The sequence below is a fragment of the Streptomyces sp. a15 genome, assembly GCF_059026085.1.
Genome location: NZ_JBWLKM010000126.1, coordinates 1 through 18,851 on the forward strand (window position 1 = coordinate 1; position 18,851 = coordinate 18,851).

At 70.0% G+C, this 18,851-nt stretch carries 17 protein-coding genes; 4 read left to right on the plus strand and 13 right to left on the minus strand.

Features of this window, described 5'->3' with window-relative positions; translation table 11 throughout:
• Positions 1-185 precede the first annotated feature (185 nt).
• Complete coding sequence (locus tag AC5P09_RS48190; protein ID WP_493880018.1) at positions 186-1,610, plus strand: FAD-binding oxidoreductase; 1,425 nt, start codon at positions 186-188, stop codon at positions 1,608-1,610.
• 76 nt (positions 1,611-1,686) lie between these two features.
• On the opposite strand, the gene AC5P09_RS48195 is transcribed toward AC5P09_RS48190, so the two are convergent.
• The 5 genes from AC5P09_RS48195 to AC5P09_RS48215 form a co-directional block, all read right to left on the minus strand.
• On the minus strand, positions 1,687-3,420 hold the full coding sequence (locus AC5P09_RS48195) for a bifunctional uroporphyrinogen-III C-methyltransferase/uroporphyrinogen-III synthase (protein ID WP_493880019.1): 1,734 nt from the start codon (positions 3,418-3,420) through the stop codon (positions 1,687-1,689).
• Positions 3,417-4,388: a hydroxymethylbilane synthase gene (gene hemC / locus AC5P09_RS48200; RefSeq protein ID WP_493880020.1), complete on the minus strand. Its 972-nt coding sequence runs from the start codon at positions 4,386-4,388 to the stop codon at positions 3,417-3,419. The genes AC5P09_RS48195 and hemC overlap by 4 nt, the downstream gene beginning before the upstream one ends.
• Positions 4,385-6,178 carry a glutamyl-tRNA reductase gene (locus tag AC5P09_RS48205; protein WP_493880021.1) on the minus strand — a complete coding sequence of 598 codons (1,794 nt, stop codon included), beginning with the start codon at positions 6,176-6,178 and terminating at the stop codon, positions 4,385-4,387. Before AC5P09_RS48205 ends, hemC begins: the two co-directional genes overlap by 4 nt.
• Positions 6,175-6,942: a redox-sensing transcriptional repressor Rex gene (locus AC5P09_RS48210; protein ID WP_307676544.1), complete on the minus strand. Its 768-nt coding sequence runs from the start codon at positions 6,940-6,942 to the stop codon at positions 6,175-6,177. The genes AC5P09_RS48205 and AC5P09_RS48210 overlap by 4 nt, the downstream gene beginning before the upstream one ends.
• A 280-nt stretch (positions 6,943-7,222) precedes the next feature.
• Positions 7,223-7,510 carry a glutaredoxin family protein gene (locus tag AC5P09_RS48215; RefSeq protein WP_266435633.1) on the minus strand — a complete coding sequence of 96 codons (288 nt, stop codon included), beginning with the start codon at positions 7,508-7,510 and terminating at the stop codon, positions 7,223-7,225.
• A gap of 95 nt (positions 7,511-7,605) precedes the next feature.
• On the opposite strand from AC5P09_RS48215, the gene AC5P09_RS48220 reads away from it, so the two are divergent.
• The 3 genes from AC5P09_RS48220 to AC5P09_RS48230 all read left to right on the plus strand — a co-directional run bounded on the left by AC5P09_RS48220 (position 7,606) and on the right by AC5P09_RS48230 (position 11,106).
• Positions 7,606-8,517 (plus strand): HAD family hydrolase, encoded by a 912-nt coding sequence (locus AC5P09_RS48220; RefSeq protein WP_266435636.1) that lies wholly within the window; start codon positions 7,606-7,608, stop codon positions 8,515-8,517.
• A gap of 340 nt (positions 8,518-8,857) precedes the next feature.
• A complete protein-coding gene (locus AC5P09_RS48225) occupies positions 8,858-9,631 on the plus strand; it encodes an ECF subfamily RNA polymerase sigma factor, BldN family (protein ID WP_493880022.1) in 774 nt (257 codons plus the stop codon).
• Positions 9,632-9,864: 233 nt separating this feature from the next.
• Positions 9,865-11,106 carry a DUF5667 domain-containing protein gene (locus AC5P09_RS48230; RefSeq protein WP_493880023.1) on the plus strand — a complete coding sequence of 414 codons (1,242 nt, stop codon included), beginning with the start codon at positions 9,865-9,867 and terminating at the stop codon, positions 11,104-11,106.
• 293 nt (positions 11,107-11,399) lie between these two features.
• On the opposite strand, the gene AC5P09_RS48235 is transcribed toward AC5P09_RS48230, so the two are convergent.
• From AC5P09_RS48235 to AC5P09_RS48270, 8 genes are all read right to left on the minus strand, one after another.
• Positions 11,400-12,458, minus strand: a complete 1,059-nt coding sequence (locus AC5P09_RS48235) for a lysophospholipid acyltransferase family protein (RefSeq protein ID WP_493880024.1) — start codon at positions 12,456-12,458, stop codon at positions 11,400-11,402.
• 14 nt (positions 12,459-12,472) lie between these two features.
• On the minus strand, positions 12,473-13,534 hold the full coding sequence (locus AC5P09_RS48240) for an NAD-dependent epimerase/dehydratase family protein (protein ID WP_493880025.1): 1,062 nt from the start codon (positions 13,532-13,534) through the stop codon (positions 12,473-12,475).
• 196 nt (positions 13,535-13,730) lie between these two features.
• The gene (locus tag AC5P09_RS48245) at positions 13,731-13,829 is read right to left on the minus strand and encodes a 30S ribosomal protein bS22 (protein WP_003948845.1); all 99 of its coding nucleotides are present in this window, start codon (positions 13,827-13,829) and stop codon (positions 13,731-13,733) included.
• Between the two features lie 154 nt (positions 13,830-13,983).
• Positions 13,984-14,193 carry a helix-turn-helix domain-containing protein gene (locus tag AC5P09_RS48250; protein ID WP_016437488.1) on the minus strand — a complete coding sequence of 70 codons (210 nt, stop codon included), beginning with the start codon at positions 14,191-14,193 and terminating at the stop codon, positions 13,984-13,986.
• 129 nt (positions 14,194-14,322) lie between these two features.
• The gene (locus AC5P09_RS48255; RefSeq protein WP_493880026.1) at positions 14,323-15,138 is read right to left on the minus strand and encodes a phosphatase; all 816 of its coding nucleotides are present in this window, start codon (positions 15,136-15,138) and stop codon (positions 14,323-14,325) included.
• Between the two features lie 536 nt (positions 15,139-15,674).
• Positions 15,675-16,847: an acetoin utilization protein AcuC gene (locus AC5P09_RS48260; protein WP_493880027.1), complete on the minus strand. Its 1,173-nt coding sequence runs from the start codon at positions 16,845-16,847 to the stop codon at positions 15,675-15,677.
• Positions 16,798-18,012: an MFS transporter gene (locus AC5P09_RS48265; protein WP_493880028.1), complete on the minus strand. Its 1,215-nt coding sequence runs from the start codon at positions 18,010-18,012 to the stop codon at positions 16,798-16,800. The genes AC5P09_RS48260 and AC5P09_RS48265 overlap by 50 nt, the downstream gene beginning before the upstream one ends.
• Before the next feature lie 96 nt (positions 18,013-18,108).
• Positions 18,109-18,753, minus strand: a complete 645-nt coding sequence (locus AC5P09_RS48270; RefSeq protein WP_493880029.1) for an HAD family hydrolase — start codon at positions 18,751-18,753, stop codon at positions 18,109-18,111.
• Between the last annotated feature and the right edge of the window lie 98 nt (positions 18,754-18,851).

The following is an 18,851-nucleotide window of genomic DNA, read 5'->3' on the forward strand; positions in this document are numbered from 1 at the left end:
TCCGCGCCGTTCCGAGGACGGACACCCCCCGGCGCGGCCCCGCCCCCCACACAACCGAAGGCGCTACGCCCGCCCCCACCCACCCCGCACAGGCCGCCGCAGGCACAACGCCCCGCCCCCCACATGCGCCACGCACACCACAGGTCCAAGCTGAAAGTACAAGCCTCCCGCCCCAGGAGGACGAGATGACCGCCACCCACGGCACCACGCCCCACCGCACCGCCCACCGCACAACCCACCCCACCCCCGACCTCTTCGCCCTCTCCGACATCAAGGGCCTGGTCCTACGCCCCGGCGAAGACGGCTACGCCGACGAGGTCACCGGCTTCAACCTGGCCGCCCTGCACACCCCCGACGTGGTCGTAGGAGCAACCAGCGCCGACGACATGGTCGCCGCCCTCCGCTGGGCCTCCGCCACCCGCACCCCCGTAGCCGTCCAGGCCACCGGCCACGGCGCCAACTACCCCATGGACAGCGGCCTCCTGATCACGACCACCCGCATGACGGACGTGGAAATAGACCCCACCACCCGCACCGCCACAGCATCAGCCGGCGCGAAATGGCGCCACGTCCTAGACGCCGCAGCCCCCCACGGCCTCGCCGCCCTCAGCGGCACCTCCACCGACGCGGGCGTCGTCGGCTACACCCTCGGCGGCGGCCTCCCCGTCCTCGGCCGGGCCTACGGTTACGCCGCCGACCTGGTCCGCTCCTTCCAGGTCGTCACCCCGGACGGCGCCCTCCACGAGGCGACCAAGGACACTGAACCCGAACTCTTCTGGGCCCTACGAGGCGGCAAGAGAAACGTAGGGATCGTCACGCAACTGACCTTCGACCTGCTGCCCTTCTCCCGCCTCCTCGGCGGCGGCATCTACGCCCCCGGCGAGCACACCGAGGCCCTCCTCCGAGCATGGGCGGACTGGACACACACCGTCCCGAACGAGATGTGCAGCGCGTTCAGCCTGCTGCGCCTCCCCCCGATCCCCCAGATCCCCGAACCCCTGCGCGGCGGCTTCTGGGCCAGGGTGGCGATCGCATGGACGGGCGACCCGGCAGAAGGCGAACGCCTCATCGCCCCCATCCGCGAGGCCGCCCCCGTGTCCGTCGACACGGTCGAGGAAATGGACTACGCGGAAGTCGACCGCATCTACATGGAGCCCCAGGACCCGCTCCCCGCCCGGGAATCCTGCGCCCTGCTCCACGACCTGACCCCGGACGCCATCCGCACGTTCCTGGACCAGGCGGGCCCGACCGCGAAGGACTACCCGATCCTCCTGGTGGAGATCCGCCACATGGGCGGAGCCCTGTCCAGCCCGGCGGCGACCGAGGACGCGATCTGCTCCCGCGACGCCGAGTACTTCCTGGAAACGGTGGCGGTCCTGACCGCCCCACCGGCCGCCGAGGCCATCGAACAGGCCACGGCAGCCCTCCAGACGGCCATGGCCCCGTACGGCACGGGCCGCACGATGGTCAACATCCACGGCACCCCGGGCGACGAAGAGGACCGAGCCCGAGCCTGGACCCCGGAGGTGTACGCCCATCTCCAACAGGCGAAGTCGACCTACGACCCCGAAAACCTGCTCCGCTACGGCCACACAGTGACCCCAGCCTGACCAGCACCGGCACCCACACCCCCACAGGCACCGGCACCGGCACCCACACCCCCACGCACCGGCACCGGCACCACGATCAGGTCGTCGTACGTCTCCGCCGAGCCCCCGGCCGCCGCTCACTCGGCCGCGTCACCGGATCCCCGGCCTCCAGCGCCGCGGCTCTCCGCCGCAGCCCGAAGTCGGCAAGAGCCTCGGCCAGCTTGTGCACGGATGGCTCGGGAGCCATCACATCCACCCGAAGCCCGTGCTCCTCGGCGGTCTTGGCCGTAGCAGGCCCAATACACGCGATGACGGTCACGTTGTGCGGCTTACCGGCGATACCCACCAGGTTCCGCACCGTGCTCGACGAGGTGAACAGCACGGCGTCGAACCCACCGCCCTTGATCGCCTCCCGCGTCTCGGCCGGCGGCGGCGACGCCCGCACGGTCCGGTAGGCGGTGACGTCGTCGACCTCCCACCCGAGCTCGATCAGCCCGGCGACCAGCGTCTCCGTGGCGATGTCGGCACGCGGCAGGAACACCCGGTCGATCGGGTCGAACACCGGGTCGTAGGGAGGCCAGTCCTCCAGCAACCCCGCGGCGGACTGCTCCCCCGAAGGCACCAGATCCGGCTTCACACCAAACGCGACCAGCGCCTTCGCGGTCTGCTCCCCCACCGCGGCGACCTTGATACCGGCGAAGGCGCGCGCATCGAGCCCGTACTCCTCGAACTTCTCCCGAACGGCCTTCACGGCATTCACGCTCGTGAAAGCAATCCACTCGTACCGCCCGGTCACCAGCCCCTTGACCGCCCGCTCCATCTGCTGCGGCGTCCGCGGCGGCTCGACGGCGATCGTCGGCACCTCGTGCGGCACGGCCCCGTAGGACCGCAGTTGGTCGGAGAGCGAAGCCGCCTGCTCCTTGGTCCGCGGCACGAGCACCTTCCAGCCGAACAGCGGCTTGGACTCGAACCACGAGAGCTGCTCGCGCTGAGCCGCGGCGGACCGCTCACCGACCACGGCTATCACCGGCCGCGGGCCCTCGGGGGACGGCAGCACCTTGGCCTGCTTCAGCGTCTGGGCGATGGTCCCCAGCGTCGCGGTCCAGGTCCGCTGCCGCGTGGTCGTACCGGCGACGGTGACCGTCAACGGCGTATCGGGCTTGCGCCCGGCGGACACCAGCTCACCGGCCGCCGCGGCCATGGAGTCGAGGGTCGTCGACACGACAACCGTCCCGTCCGAAGCCCCCACCTCCGTCCAGCACCGGTCGGAAGCGGTCCGCGCATCCACGAACCGAACGTCCGCACCCTCGGCGTCCCGCAACGGCACACCCGCATAAGCAGGCACGCCAACGGCGGCCGCGACCCCGGGAACGACCTCGAAAGGCACCCCCGCGGCGGCGCACGCCAGCATCTCCTCGGCGGCGTACGCGTCGAGTCCGGGATCCCCGGACACCGCACGCACGACCCGCCTGCCGCCCCGCGCGGCCTCCATGACAAGATGTGCGGCATCCCGCACGACGGGGACACCCACGGTCGTTGACGCACTGTCAACTACCGTTAGTTGAGGCGCGCCTGCGCCCGGAGTCGGACCCTGAGCCGGACCGGAGGACAGATCCGCGGACGGATCCGAATCCGTGTTCACGACGGCGACACCGGACCTGGCGTGCGCACGTACGACGTCGAGCACTTCGTGCTCGGCGACGAGGACGTCCGCATGTGCCAGCGCCTCGACGGCGCGAAGAGTCAGCAGTCCCGGATCCCCGGGTCCGGCACCAAGGAAGGTGACGTGCCCGTGTTCCGGACCGGCGGCGGGAAGAGTGGTGGGGCTCACTGTGCTTGCTCCCCCATCAGACCGGCCGCGCCCTGGGCAAGCATCTCGGCAGCGAGTTCGCGACCGAGCGTCATTGCCTGGTCGTCCGTCTCGGGCACGGGACCGGTGGTGGACAACTGCACCATCCGCGAGCCGTCGGTCGTGCCGACGACGCCGCGCAGGCGCATTTCCTTGACAATCTGCCCGTCGGCCAACAGGTCGGCCAGCGCGCCCACAGGGGCGCTGCAGCCGGCCTCCAGGGCGGCGAGCAGGGACCGTTCGGCGGTCACGGCGGCCCGCGTGAGCGGGTCGTCGAGCTCACCGAGCGCGGCGATCAGATCTGCATCCTGGGCGGTGTTCCCCGCCCTGCATTCGATCGCGAGTGCCCCCTGGCCGGGGGCGGGCAAAACCGTGTCGACCGACAGGAAGTCGGTCACTTCGTCACCGCGCCCGATGCGATTGAGCCCGGCCGCGGCCAGCACGACCGCATCGAGCTCACCATCGCGCACGAACCCGATCCGCGTATCCACGTTCCCGCGGATCGGAACCGTCTCGATGTCCAGCCCGTGGCTGCGCGCGTACGCGTTCAGCTGGGCCATCCGCCGCGGCGAACCCGTACCGATGCGCGCCCCGCGGGGCAGGTCGGTGAACTTCAGCGCGTCCCGGGCGACGATGACGTCCCGCGGGTCCTCGCGCAGCGGAATCGCGGCCAGCGCCAGCTGGTCGGGCTGCCCGGTGGGCAGGTCCTTCAGCGAATGAACCGCGAAGTCGACCTCCCCCTTCAGCAGCGCCTCGCGCAGCGCGGTCACGAAGACGCCCGTGCCGCCGATCTGCGCGAGCTGCTCGCGGGAGACATCGCCGTAGGTGGTGATCTCGACGAGCTCCACGGGCCGTCCGGTCACCTGGCTCACGGCGTCCGCGACCTGCCCGGACTGGGCCAGGGCGAGTTTGCTCCGCCTGGTCCCGAGCCTCAATGCCTTGCTACTCATGCCGGCCCTCGGTTCTTGCTGTTCTCAGGTTCGTCGTCGGCGCCATCGGCCCGGGAGACGGCGGCCACCGTCTCGGGGTCGAGGTCGAACAGGGTCCGCAGCGCGTCCGCGTACCCGGCGCCGCCGGGCTCGGCCGCGAGCTGCTTGACCCGTACGGTCGGCGCGTGCAGCAGCTTGTCGACGACGCGCTTCACGGTCTGGGTGATCTCGGCGCGGTGCTTGTCGTCGAGGCCGGGCAGCCGCCCGTCCAGCCGGGCGATCTCGTTCGCGACCACATCGGCGGCCATCGTCCGCAGCGCGACCACGGTGGGCGTGATGTGCGCGGCCCGAAGCGCCGCCCCGAAGGCGGCGACCTCGTCGGCGACGATACGGCGGACCTGGTCGACGTCGGCCGCCATCGGAGCGTCTGCCGAGGCGTCCGCCAGCGACTCGATGTCCACGAGCCGGACCCCGACCAGCCGGTGCACGGCCGCGTCGATGTCGCGGGGCATGGCGAGGTCGAGGAGGAAGAGGGTCGGCTCGGGCCGCGGGATCTCGGCGACGGGCTCGGGCTTGCGCCGCTCGGGCACCCGGCCGACGGCGGCCGCGGCGGCGGCGAGCGCCGCGATGGCGTCCGCCTCCTCGGCCGGGTCGAGCACGCCGAGCGCACCCGCCGGGGCGGCGTTCTGCTGACGTGTGACGCCGTTGTCCACCCAGGCCGCGTGCTGTTCCAGGTCGGCGGCGGCCATCCCGGCCACGGCGGCCTCGCCGAGCACGGAGAACCCGGCGGTCTGCGCGACCGGCAGGTCCAGCGGACAGCCGTCCTCGGCGCCCAGGCTGGTGGGCGGAAGTTCGCCGCGCGCGGCGGCCGCAACGGCCGTACGACCGGAGCCACCGTCGGACGGCGACGGCGTAACGCTCCCGCTGTCCGCCGCGGTCTCTCCCGTACGGCCCTCGACCGCCGACGCGACCGCCTCGGCCGTCAGGACCAGCCCCGTCGCCCCCGTGCAGGACACGACGAGATCGGCACGTGTCAGCTCGACCGGCAGCGATTCCATCGGTACCGCGCGGGCCAGCACGTCCGTGTCGTCGCCCTCCGCCAGGCGTTGTCCATAGTGCTCTTCGAGCAGGAGGGCGAGCCGCTCGGCGCGGTCGGGCGTGCGGTTGGCGACGACGATCTCGGCGACCCCGGCCCGCGCGAGCGTGGCCGCGGCCAGCGAGGACATCGAACCGGCGCCGATGACCAGGGCCTTCTTGCCCCGGGCCCACTGCTCGACGGCGTTCGAGGCGGACAGCTGCTCCAGGCCGAAGGTGACCAGGGACTGCCCGGCGCGGTCGATACCGGTCTCGGAGTGCGCGCGCTTGCCGACGCGCAGGGCCTGCTGGAACAGGTCGTTCAGCAGCCGCCCGGCGGAGTGCACGTCCTGTGCCTTGGCGAGGGAGTCCTTGATCTGGCCGAGGATCTGTCCCTCGCCGACGACCATGGAGTCGAGCCCGCAGGCCACCGAGAAGAGATGGTGGACGGCCCGGTCCTCGTAGTGCACGTACAGATAGGGAGTGAGCTCCTCCAGCCCCACCCCGCTGTGCTGGGCGAGCAGCGTGGACAGCTCGGCGACACCGGCGTGGAACTTGTCCACGTCGGCGTACAGCTCGATGCGGTTGCAGGTCGCGAGCACCGCGGCCTCGGTGGCGGGCTCGGCGGCGACGGTGTCCTGGAGCAGCTTGAGCTGCGCGTCCGCGTTCAGCGCGGCCCGCTCCAGCACGCTGACCGGGGCGCTGCGGTGGCTCAGCCCGACGACGAGGAGACTCATGCCGGCATCACGGCGGGGACGTCCCCGTCTGGACCCTTGTCGGCGGGCTGCTTGCGGGCGGCGGTGTGCGGGACCTCGCCGTCGGCCGCGGCGGCGGCCTCCTCGCCGGCCTTGCGCTGCTCGTGGAAGGCGAGGATCTGCAGCTCGATGGAGAGGTCGACCTTGCGCACGTCGACGCCGTCCGGGACGGACAGCACGGTCGGCGCGAAGTTCAGGATGGAGGTGACGCCGGCGGCCACGAGCCGGTCGCAGACCTGCTGGGCGGCGCCGGCGGGCGTGGCGATGACCCCGATCGACACGCCGTTGTCGTCGATGATCTTTTCGAGCTCGTCGGTGTGCTGGACGGGGATCCCGGCCACCGGCTTTCCGGCCATCGCCGGGTCGGCGTCTATGAGCGCCGCGACCCGGAATCCGCGCGAGGCGAACCCGCCGTAGTTGGCGAGGGCGGCGCCGAGGTTACCGATACCGACGATCACTACCGGCCAGTCCTGGGTCAGGCCCAGCTCACGGGAGATCTGGTAGACGAGATACTCGACGTCGTAGCCCACACCACGCGTTCCGTAGGAACCCAGGTAAGAGAAGTCCTTGCGCAGCTTCGCGGAGTTGACCCCCGCCGCGGCCGCGAGCTCCTCGGAGGAGACCGTGGGTACCGAGCGCTCCGACAGTGCGGTCAGCGCGCGGAGGTACAGCGGAAGGCGGGCGACGGTGGCCTCGGGAATCCCTCGGCTACGGGTCGCCGGTCGGTGAGTTCGGCCAGTTGCCACGGTGCTCCTGCGGGTAGAGCGGGGCTGCAGGCGGTCACACGTTCCCGGACCGCCCCGTCGAAAGCAGGCTATGTCTTTGTGAACGCGTGCACAAAGATGGTGTCCGATTTGCCCGGCCAACGTGACCGGGGTCACGCGCCCCGGCGCATGTGTGCGGAACCGGCGCATGCGCACCACCGTTCCTCTTCTCTTGGGGGCAAAACCGCACACTCTCCTCTACGATTCCCGCCCCCGAGACCAAGACGCCGTCGATCCTAAGCGACGTTCCGGACCAGTTGGACTACTCGGTCAGTGCTTTGCGAAGGCGATCCTCGTTCACGCGCCAGAAGGTGTGCTGCGCTCCGTCGACGAGCACGACGGGGATCTGTTCCCAGTACTGGTCGTGGAGTTGGGGATCCTGGGTGATGTCCTTCTGCTCCCAGGGAACCCCCAGATCGGCGCACACCTTCTCGACCACGGACTGTGCGTCATCACACAGATGACACCCGGCCTTGCGGACGAGAGTGACGAGCCGGTCCTGTGGGGCCCTCGGGGCGCTGCGCCGAAAGATGGGAGTCATGTCGGCCATTCTCCCGCGTTCTTTAACGGCACGGTCGCGGAGAGTTCACACCCTTCGAACCTCTCGGCTCCGGAACCTCCGAACAGACTGGCTATGCTCACGCCATGGCCGCTCTTGGATGGCTCACTCCCCGTAGGCGCTCCGCCACCGCGCGGAGCGTGTTGGCAGGCGAGGCCTCGGCTGAGGCAGCGCGCAAGTCCACGCAGGACCTCCCCAGCGAGGAGCCGGCGTTCCCCGTGCACGGCGACGCGCACGCCGCCGCCTTCTTCGACCTGGACAACACCGTGATGCAGGGTGCCGCCCTCTTCCACTTCGGACGGGGCCTGTACAAGCGGAAGTTCTTCGAGACCCGCGACCTCGCGAAGTTCGCCTGGCAGCAGGCGTGGTTCCGGCTCGCCGGCGTCGAGGACCCGGAACACATGCAGGAGGCCCGCGACTCTGCGCTGTCGATCGTCCAGGGCCACCGGGTCTCCGAGCTGATGTCGATCGGCGAGGAGATCTACGACGAGTACATGGCCGAGCGCATCTGGCCCGGCACCCGGGCCCTGGCCCAGGCGCACCTGGACGCGGGCCAGAAGGTGTGGCTGGTCACGGCGGCCCCGGTGGAGATCGCCCAGGTCATCGCCCGCCGCCTCGGCCTGACCGGCGCGCTGGGCACGGTCGCCGAGTCGGTCGACGGCGTCTACACGGGCAAGCTGGTCGGCGAACCCCTGCACGGCCCGGCGAAGGCGGAGGCGGTCCGTGCGCTGGCCGCGGCGGAGGGCCTGGACCTGACCCGCTGCGCCGCCTACAGCGACTCGCACAACGACATCCCGATGCTGTCGCTGGTCGGCCACCCCTATGCCATCAACCCGGACAGCAAGCTGCGCAAGCACGCCCGCCGGCTGGAGTGGCGGCTGCGCGACTACCGCACGGGCCGCAAGGCGGCGAAGGTCGGCATCCCGGCGGCGGCCGGCGTCGGCGCGGTGGCGGGCGGCACCGCGGCGGCGATCGCCCTGCACAAACGCCGCCGATAACGCCGGGCATCACAACAGGTCACGCCCGGAACAACCGGCCAATCCACGGGTCGTACCCCGTTACCCCGCTGGTCAGTCCCGTTGGCTGCACACGGCCACAACACGCCCCGGACCCAGACGGAACACGACGCTTTCCGATCAACAACCGATCACTGACCGGTACTTGATCGGCCGCCATTCGGTTACAGAAGCGACGTAATCGATGATTTGAGCAACTGCGTGTAGCAGTGCCTGCACTAAGCGTTATTCTCCTCAGACGCAATCCGGATCCCCTTCCGTCGCTACGACGGGTGAACGGTTCCGTACTGCACGTGATGGAAGCTCTGCCTCTGGGAGTCCCGTGTACCCACACGTCGGGGTTGACGCCTCGGGCCTGGCTACGCTGCGCGCAACGGTCCAAGACCTGTTGCGCGGCTTCGTCCCCACCGCGTACGCCGTCCCTGCCCTCGCCGTTGCCACCACCCCCGTCGGCCCGTGCTACGCGCTCGCCGACGGCAGCGCCGCCGTCGGAAGACGAGGGCGTTCGACCGGTGCCACAACAACCCGCCGCCCTGCGGCGGACAGCGACAGCGCCCGCATGATGGACCTTGTGGAGCGTGCCCAGGCCGGCGAGGCCGATGCCTTCGGCCGTCTCTACGACCAGTACAGCGACACCGTGTACCGGTACATCTACTACCGAGTGGGAGGCAAGGCGACCGCTGAGGATCTCACCAGCGAGACGTTCCTGCGCGCACTGCGCCGCATCGGCACGTTCACCTGGCAGGGCCGCGACTTCGGCGCGTGGCTCGTGACCATCGCCCGCAACCTCGTCGCGGACCACTTCAAGTCGAGCCGTTTCCGGCTCGAAGTCACCACCGGCGAGATGCTCGACGCCAACGAGGTCGAGCGCTCCCCCGAGGACTCCGTCCTGGAGTCCCTCTCGAACGCCGCCCTCCTCGATGCCGTAGGACGGCTCAACCCCCAGCAGCAGGAGTGTGTGACGCTCCGCTTCCTCCAGGGCCTCTCCGTCGCCGAGACCGCCCGCGTGATGGGCAAGAACGAGGGCGCGATCAAGACCCTCCAGTACCGCGCCGTGCGCACTCTCGCCCGGCTCCTCCCGGACGACGCACGCTGACAGAACACGCTCGGTAACTCTCAACTCGCAGTCGGTGAAAGTCCGTTGGCTTCGCTATCCGATCATCCGCCGTCCGTAACCCAAGTGCCGCGCCACTCGTTGTGCGGGATGCAGGCTCCCTGTGGTCACTCCCTGGCCGACTTCGATCACCCGATCGTGTGCTTCTGGTCAGGGCGTGCAACCCTCAGGACCCCCTGGGGAGTCGACCGTCTTGACGAGAGGAGGTGCCGCCAGTGATCGCGAACGTATCGGCGCACCGGCGGGCGAACGCCTTCGCCCAGGCCCTGGAGGACCAGTCCGGCCAGGGCACGGCGGCCGAGCAGTCCGACGGACCACCGCCGTCCCCGGCTGCTGCGGAACAGACCGGTCAGGGCCGCCTCATGGCCCTGGCGACCGGTCTCGGCGAGCTGCCCAAACCGCAGATGGACCCCGAGGTCAAGGTCGTCCAGCGGGCCCAGCTCGTGGCCGCGATGGAGGCCATGCTGCTGGAGGGCACGATCGGAGGCGAGGGCGACCCCGCGGTACCCGAGCAGCGCTCCCCCCGGGCACGGGGCACGCACCGGGCGAGCCCACTGGGCAAGCTCCGCCCGCGTTCGCGGCTCACCAAAGGCCTCGCCGCGGGCGGACTCAGCGTCGGCGTCGCCGCCGGCGCCTTCGGCGGAGTCGCCGCGGCCAGCTCGGACGCCCTGCCCGGCGACTCGCTGTACGGCCTCAAGCGCGGCATAGAGGATTTCAAGCTCTCCTACCTGCCCGACGGGGACGACGAGCGCGGTGTGGCCTACCTCGACCAGGCCTCCACCCGCCTCAGCGAGGCCCGCCGGCTCATGGAGCGCGACCGCGGCGGCCAACTCGACCACGAGTCGCTGGGCGAGATCCGCCGCGCCCTGTCCGGCATGCGGCACGACGCCTCCGAGGGCCACCGCCTGCTGACCGCGGCGTACGAACGCGACCCGGACTCCCTGGGCCCCATCCAGGCCCTGGACGCCTTCTCCCGCTCGCACCGCGACGTCTGGGGCGCCCTGCGCGACCGGCTGCCCGTCCAGCTCGGGGACGTCAGTCAGCAGGTCTCGTCGGTCTTCGACGCCATAGACGAAGAGGTCGCCCCGCTGCAGTCCCTCCTCCCGCAGCCTCCCGCCCAGGGCGGCAGCGGGACCGGTCAGCGGCAGGACTCCGGGCCGACGTCCTCCGACACCTCGACCGGTTCCGGCCGCTCCTCGGCACCCAGCAGCGGCAACAGCGGCTCGTCCGACGGCACGGGGAGCAACAGCCCCAGCAAGTCGGCCGGCTCCGGCACCGAGGACGACGGCCTGCTCGGCGGCAACACCGGCGGCCTCCTCGACCCGCCCAAGAACACCGGCGGCACCACTCCCCCGTCCACCACGACGCCGACCACCGAACCGGACGTCACCCTCCCACCCCTCCTCCCCGGCCTGCTGCCCGACCTGGGCATCGACGCGGAGGACGCGGAGCAGTAGTCCGCGGAGCAGTAGTCCTACGGCAACGGGGGCGCCCTTCTCAGGAGGGGCGCCCCCGTTGCCGTACGACAGGCTTCCGTCAGGTTTCTCAGACAGCTGCCGAGAGCCGCCGACAGCGCTCAGAAGAAGACCGAGCGGCGCTGCACCAGCAGCTTGGCCCCTCCTGTCTGCCGCCCTTGCACTGCTTCGCAGGCTGCGGGCAGCTGCGCCGGACTCCGTCCGGCGGCTTCAACCGACCGGGATCGCCGCCCCAAGGGCTGCCCCGCCGTCGACAGACACATCCGTGAGTCGGCTCAGAAGAAGACCGAGCGGCGCTGCACCAGCAGCTTGTAGAGCGTGTGCTGGATCTGTTCGCGGACCTGGTCGGTCAGGTTGAACATCAGCATCGGGTCCTCGGCGGCCTCCGGCGGATAGCCGTCCGTCGGGATCGGCTCGCCGAACTGGATGGTCCACTTGGTCGGCAGCGGGATCGCACCCAGCGGGCCGAGCCACGGGAAGGTCGGCGTGAGGGGGAAGTACGGGAAGCCGAGGACGCGGGCCAGGGTCTTGGCGTTGCCGATCATCGGGTAGATCTCCTCGGCCCCCACGATCGAGCACGGGATGATCGGGGTGCCCTGGCGCAGCGCCGTCGAGACGAAGCCGCCGCGGCCGAAGCGCTGGAGCTTGTAGCGCTCGCTGAAGGGCTTGCCGACGCCCTTGAAGCCCTCCGGCATCACCCCGACGACCTCGCCCTGCGCCAGCAGCCGTTCGGCGTCCTCCGCGCAGGCCAGGGTGTGGCCGAGCTTGCGGGCCAGTTCGTTGACCACCGGCAGCATGAAGACCAGGTCCGCCGCCAGGAGCCGTAGATGGCGGTTGGCGGGGTGGTGGTCGTGGACGGCGACCTGCATCATCAGGCCGTCCATCGGCAGCGTCCCGGAGTGGTTCGCGACGATCAGCGCCCCGCCCTCGGCCGGGATGTTCTCGACGCCCTTCACCTCGACCCGGAAGTACTTCTCGTACATCGGGCGCAGCAGGGACATCAGGACCTGGTCGGTCAACTCCGCGTCGTAGCCGAAGTCGTCGACCTCGTAATCACCCGTGAGCCGGCGCCGCAGGAACGCGAGTCCGCCCGCGATACGCCGCTCCAGGCCGCCGTACGCGCCCTCGTCCTGCTGCTGCGGGGGCGGCTGTTCCTCACGGGTCACGGGAACATCATCCTGCGCGGGCGCCCTGCTGGGCAGGGGCTGGACCTCACGGACCACCGTGGGCTCGCCCTTGCGTCGGCTCCCCGCGCTCCGGCGCCGCGGCGGCCGCTGCACGGCGCTCCCGCGGGACCGGTCGTCGTCGAACGGAATGACCTTGGCGTCCGCCATCGTTGATGCGCTCCTCAGTTGGCGCTCTGCGTCGGGGGGTGGCCGCTGCCCGCCAGGGGCAGCGCGGCGATCCGGTCGACGGCCCCCGCAAGGGCCTCGGGCGGCAGCAGTCCCGGTCCGCGACTGCGCGCGAACTCCGCGAACGTCTGAGCCGTCGTGTACTTCGGCTTGAACCCGAGCGTCTCACGCATCTGGTCCGTCGCCACGACCCGGCCGTGGGTCAGCAGCCGGATCTGTTCGGGCGAGAAGTCCGTCATACCCAGCGTACGCACCAGCGATCCGGCCCAGGTGACCGCGGGGAGCAGCAACGGCACCGTGGGCCGGCCCAGCCGCCGCGAGCACTGCGACAGCAACAGCACCCCGTCCCCGGCGATGTTGAAGGTGCCGCTGTTGAGCGTGCCCCGCTCCGGTTCGTGCGAGGCGATCCGCAGCACCTCGATCACGTCGTCCTCGTGCACGAACTGGAGCCGGGGGTCGTAGCCCAGCACGGTCGGCAGGATCGGCAGCGCGAAATACGCGGCGAGCGGGGTGTCCGCGGTCGGGCCGAGGATGTTGGCGAACCGCAGCACGCACACGGCGACGTCCGGCCGGCGCCGGGCGAACCCGCGCACATACCCCTCGACCTCCACCGTGTCCTTCGCGAAACCGCCGCTGGGCAGCGACTTCGGCGGAGTGGTCTCGGTGAAGACGGCGGGATCGCGCGGCGCGGATCCGTACACGTTCGTACTGGACTTCACCACGAGCCGCTTCACGGTCGGCGACTTCTGGCACGCCCCCAGCAGCTGCATGGTGCCGATGACGTTGGTCTCCTTGACGGAGGTCCGGCTGCCGCTGCCGAGCGCGGTCGCGGTGACGTCCAGATGGACGACCGTGTCGGCGGCCGTCTCGGCGAGGACCCGCGCTATGCCGGGCTGCCGGATGTCGGCCTGGATGAAGTCGGCGCCGCCCAGATGGTGCTCGGGCGGAACCGCGTCCACGGCGACGACCCGCTCCACCTGTGGGTCACGCTGGATCCGTCGTACGAACCGGCCCCCCAGTTGACGGGCCACCCCGGTCACGAGCACGACCTTGCCCAAGATCAGCGCCTTCCTTCCAGCCCAACCAGCACTCTTAGCCTGCCGTGTTCCGCGTGTGAGGCCCAACTTAGCGGTTCGGTGTTGCGCTGTGATGACCGCCCAATGCGTGAAGTGACGACATCCGGCCCCGGACACGCGTGTGGCCCCCCACCATCATGGGCGGGGGGCCACAGAACACACGCTCTCGCGGTGTCGCTTACTTCTTGTTGCGACGCTGAACGCGCGTGCGCTTGAGCAGCTTGCGGTGCTTCTTCTTGGCCATCCGCTTGCGCCGCTTCTTGATAACAGAGCCCACGACTACCCTCGCTCACTTCTCATCACTCGGTGCTGGGCGCCATGGGCCCATACGACCTACAAGGGGCTAGCCTACCCGCCCGAGCGCTGAGGTCGTAATCGAGGTGTCCGGGGTGATCCAGTAGTGCCCTGAGGATCCCCCCGGACAGTCGTCGTCAGGCGGTTTCCACCCCCACATAGCTCTCGCGAAGGTACTCGTGAACCGCATTCTCCGGGACGCGGAAGGACCGCCCCACCCGGATCGCGGGCAGATGACCGCTGTGCACCAATCGGTACACGGTCATCTTCGACACTCGCATCACCGAGGCGACTTCCGCCACGGTAAGGAACTGAACCTCGCTCAGAGGCCTCTGCTCAGCAGCCATGACACACCTGAACCTTCCGCACTCGACGGCCACCGGCTTCCCCTTCCGGTGACTCTTCGTCGCTGCGTGCTCACTCCCCAATGTAGGGGCGGGTGATGCAAGTGGGGAAGAGGTGCACCCATCGGCGGCCTACTGTGACAGACACGCTCGATTGAGTACGTAGCGGGTCAGCGGCAGGTAGTAATCAGACCGCACAGCGTCATCAAGTGGAACGACGACGGACACGACCCCCTCCGCCTCCCCCACAAAGAGCGCGGGGTCATCCGTATCCGCCAGCCCAATGGCCTCAAACCCCAGCTGACCTGCTCCGCAGACCCACCCGTGGTCTCCGATGACGAGCTCGGGAAGAGGCCCGTCGGCCTCCGCGGCCGCGGCCAGCGCGACCCGAACCGGGAGCGGCGAATGCGTGTGCGCGCCGGTCGCACGACCGGAGCTCGGCGCGGCGGGTTCCCGCACCAGCGCGACTCCTCGTACGTAGTCAAGGTTGTACGTGCGTAGACCGAACCGGGTCGTTATGTCGACAGAGTGACCCTGCGCCGGGCTGAGGACGGTACATCCCGCCGCCGACAGCGCGTCCGCCAAGGCGGCGTAGAAGCCGAGCAGTCGATGGGGGTGTCCGGTGCCGAGGAGGACGGTCGCGCCACGCTGCGCGGCTGCCTCGAGCCGCTCGGCGAACGCATCCAGAGCAACCAGGGTCCGCTCAGGATCAATCACATCATGGCCCTCAACGTGACGAGGATCGGCCGAAACCCCGCACTTGTCCGCCATCAACTCGATCAGATCCAGCTGTCCCCACGACCACTCAGGATCAATCCCGATCAGCACCCGAGGATCCCGAGCAGCGAACAACCGATAACTCCGCAGACTCTCCTCCCGCGAGGTCGCCACAGTCCCGGCCAATCGCGCGGCAAGCAGATGGGCACGCAGGGCGCCGACACTCAACACGGGTGCGATGCTGACGGACCCAACACCCCACCGCGACACGAACGAGCAAACACCCCACAGTTGGCGTAACACCTGCCTGCCGATACCGGCCACACCCCTCTCTCCGCGTCCGAGTCCGAGGAGGCCGCCCTTCAGACGGAAGCGGGTTTCGCGGCGCACCCCAGCGGGGTGCGGCGACGAAGCCCACAAGGCGCCAGGGGACGTAGTCCCCGCCAGAGATCCGGTGGACATAGCCCCCGCGAGGTCCAGGGGCGCAACCACACGCGAGGTGCAGGAGACCCAGTCCCGCAGGGGTCAGGGGGCGCAGCCCCGGCGGGGGCCAGGGGACGCAGCCCCCGGCGGGGTCGAAGGGGCGGAGCCCCCGGCGGGGTCGAAGGGGCGGAGCCCCCGGCGGGGGTCAGGGGACGCAGCCCCCGGCGGGGTCGAAGGGGCGGAGCCCCCGGCGGGGTCGAAGGGGACGCAGCCCCTGGGGATGGGACGGGTAGGGGCGGCGGGGGCGAAAACACCCCGCCGCCAACCCCCACCCCACCTCGCCCCTACGCCAACAACCCCCGCAACGGAAACACCGCCCGCCGAGCCGCCAACACCGCCTGGTCCAACCGATCCGCCGGGTCGTACCCCGCCTCCCAGTCGGCCCACCCCACAGGCCACCGCCCGTCAGTCATCCGCGCCGGCCCCAACTGCCGAGTCCGGGCGAACACTTCCTGCCGCCACCCCTCGGGAATCATGGCCGAGGGCTCCACGGCCCGCCCCGCCGCGATCCCCACCAGATGAGTCCACGACCGCGGCACCACATCCACCACCGCGTACCCGCCCCCACCCAGCGCGACCCACCGCCCGTCGGCATACTCGTGCGCCAGGTCATGACAGGCCACCTGCACGGCCCGCTGCGCATCAAGAGACACAGCCAGATGAGCCAGCGGATCCTCGAAATGCGTATCGGCCCCGTGCTGCGTCACCAACACCTGCGGCCGGAAGTCGGCGATCACCTCCGGGACCACCGCGTGGAACGCCCGCAACCACCCCGCATCCCCGGTCCCCGCCGGCAACGCGACATTCACCGCCGCCCCCTCCGCAGACTCCGCCCCCGTCTCCTCCGGCCACCCGGTCTGCGGAAACAACGTACGAGGATGTTCGTGCAGCGAGATCGTCAGAACCCGCGGATCCTCCCAGAACGCCGCCTGCACCCCGTCCCCGTGATGCACATCGACATCCACATAGGCGACCCGCTCGGCCCCAAGTTCCAGCAACCGCGCAATGGCCAGCGACGCGTCGTTGTAGATGCAGAACCCCGACGCACCCCCCGGCATCGCGTGATGCAACCCACCCGCGAAGTTCACCGCATGCAGCGCCTCCCCCCGCCACACGGCCTCCGCGGCCCCCACCGACTGCCCCGCGATCAGCGCGGACACCTCATGCATCCCGGCAAACGCCGGATCATCCATGGTCCCCAGCCCGTACGACCCGTCGGCCGCCCCGGGATCCACGGAGGCCGCCTTCACGGCCTCGACGTAGTCCTCCCGGTGAACCAGCCGCAGCGTCGACTCCCCCGCCGGCTTGGCCGAAACCACGTCCATCTCCCGGTCGAGCCCGAAGGCCTGGACAAGCCTCCAGGTCAGGGCAAGCCGAACCGGATCCATCGGGTGCTCCGGACCGAAGTCATAGCCCGTTACTGCCTCGTCCCACATCAGCTGTGCGCGGCCGCTCATGCCCGCCACCGTATCGGTCCGGTTGAGCGGCGAACGACCGGGCGTACACGAGCGTCACCAGCACCAACACCATCGGCACGAGCATGGCCCCGCGATAACTCCAGGCATCCCCCAAGGCCCCCACCAACGGCGACCCGACCAGAAACCCGACGTAGTTGAAGACATTGAGCCGGGCGACCGCCGCATCGGACGCCCCCGGGAACAACCGCCCCGCCGCCGCGAAGGTCTGCGGCACCAGCACACACAACCCGAGCCCCAGCAACGTGAACCCCAGCATCCCGACCCACGCCCCGGGCGCCACCGCCACCACACCGAACCCGACCGCCGCCACCAACGCCCCCACCCGCACGACAGCGACCGCCCCGAACCGCCGTACCCCAAGGTCCCCGATCGCCCGCCCGATCAGCGTGGTCACCATGTACACGTTGTACGGCACAGTCGCCAGCTGCTCACTGCTCCCCAGCACGTCCTGCAGATACTTCGCGCTCCAGTTGGAGACCGTCGAATCCCCGATGTACGCGAAACACATCACCAGACACAGCGGCAGCAGCAACGCGAAGGCGAGGGTCCCACCCTCGCCCTTCTCCTCCACGACATCGGCGTCCCCGCCCCCGTCGACATACCACCGACTCCCCACCAGAGCAGCCGGCAACAGCACCAGCACGACCGGCAGATACGACACCCACAACGCCAGATGCCAGTGCGCCCCCGCCCAGGCGAGCGAGGCCCCCAGAATCCCGCCCAGGCTGTACACGGCATGGAAACTGAGCATGATGCTGCGCTTGTACGCCCGCTGCAGACTCACCCCGAGCATGTTCATCGAGGCGTCCAGCGCACCGACGGCGAGCCCGAAGGCGGCGAGCGAGACACCCAGCTCGACCATGGACTCCCCCGCCCCCACCCCGAGCAGCGCCAGGAGCACCACAGGCTGGGACCACCGCAGCACCCGGCTGGGCGGTATTCGCTTCACCAACTGCTCGGTACTCACGCTCCCGACCCCGGCGAGGATCGGCACTGCCGCGAGAAACGCGGGCAGTAGCGCGTCGGAGACCCCGTAACGGTCCTGGATGGCCGGAATCCGCGTCACGAGCAGAGCAAAGGCGACACCCTGCGCGAAGAAGCTGAACGCCAGCGAGGCCCTGCCGCGCCGCAGCACATCAGTCATGGCGGCGAGCGTAGGGCCCCGGCGTACTCGTGGGTAGGTCCAGCCAAAGATGAGTTTGTTTCATCTTTGCTTCGCCCGGCGCTCGCACACCGAGCGTCAGACCAGCAGGTCAGCCAACTCCCCCATGTCAGAGAACAACTGGGTGGCCCCGGCCAGCCGCTCGGCAGGCGTCATGGCCGTGAACCCGTGCACATCCATCCCGGCCGCGACGGCGGCCTGCACCCCCAGCGGACTGTCCTCGATCACGACACACCGCTCGGCCGCGACCCCCATCCGCTCGGCCGCGTACAGGAACAGATCCGGCGCCGGCTTCCCCCGCCCCACATCCTGCGAACTGAAGATCCGCCCCTCGTCGAACCACCGGTCCAGCCCGGTCTTCCGATGCCCGACCCGAATCCGCTCATGGCTCCCGGAAGAGGCGACACAGTACGGCACCCCGTCCGCAGCCAGCTTCTCCAGCACCCCCACGGCCCCGGCCACCGGCTCCAACTCCCGCTCGAAGGCCGCGAACACCCGCCCATGAAAGACGTCGTCGAAGCGCTCCGGCAACCGCTGCCCCGTCCGTTCCCACACGAGGTCGTGGATCCGGTGCATCGCGGACCCCATGTAGTCACGGATGGAGTCCTCGTACGACGTCGGATGCCCGAGCTCGGTCAGATAGCCGGCCAGGAGCCGGTTGGAGATGGGCTCACTGTCGACGAGCACACCGTCGTTGTCGAAGATGACAAGGTCATAGCGCATGCCCCGACCCTAAACGACCCTAAACGCAGAAAACCCCCGTGCCGAAAGGCACGGGGGTTTCCTCAACAATTGTTCGGCGGCGTCCTACTCTCCCACAG

What these genes read in the sequence shown, in the direction of transcription:
- AC5P09_RS48270 (WP_493880029.1), bottom strand. Translation starts at nt 18,753, where the DNA reads ATGCGCTATGACCTTGTCATCTTCGACAACGACGGTGTGCTCGTCGAC.
- AC5P09_RS48235 (WP_493880024.1), bottom strand. Translation starts at nt 12,458, where the DNA reads ATGGCGGACGCCAAGGTCATTCCGTTCGACGACGACCGGTCCCGCGGG.
- hemC (WP_493880020.1), bottom strand. Translation starts at nt 4,388, where the DNA reads ATGAGTAGCAAGGCATTGAGGCTCGGGACCAGGCGGAGCAAACTCGCC.
- AC5P09_RS48190 (WP_493880018.1), top strand. Translation starts at nt 186, where the DNA reads ATGACCGCCACCCACGGCACCACGCCCCACCGCACCGCCCACCGCACA.
- AC5P09_RS48250 (WP_016437488.1), bottom strand. Translation starts at nt 14,193, where the DNA reads ATGGCTGCTGAGCAGAGGCCTCTGAGCGAGGTTCAGTTCCTTACCGTG.
- AC5P09_RS48220 (WP_266435636.1), top strand. Translation starts at nt 7,606, where the DNA reads ATGGCCGCTCTTGGATGGCTCACTCCCCGTAGGCGCTCCGCCACCGCG.
- AC5P09_RS48265 (WP_493880028.1), bottom strand. Translation starts at nt 18,012, where the DNA reads ATGACTGATGTGCTGCGGCGCGGCAGGGCCTCGCTGGCGTTCAGCTTC.
- AC5P09_RS48205 (WP_493880021.1), bottom strand. Translation starts at nt 6,178, where the DNA reads ATGAGTCTCCTCGTCGTCGGGCTGAGCCACCGCAGCGCCCCGGTCAGC.
- AC5P09_RS48215 (WP_266435633.1), bottom strand. Translation starts at nt 7,510, where the DNA reads ATGGCCGACATGACTCCCATCTTTCGGCGCAGCGCCCCGAGGGCCCCA.
- AC5P09_RS48260 (WP_493880027.1), bottom strand. Translation starts at nt 16,847, where the DNA reads ATGAGCGGCCGCGCACAGCTGATGTGGGACGAGGCAGTAACGGGCTAT.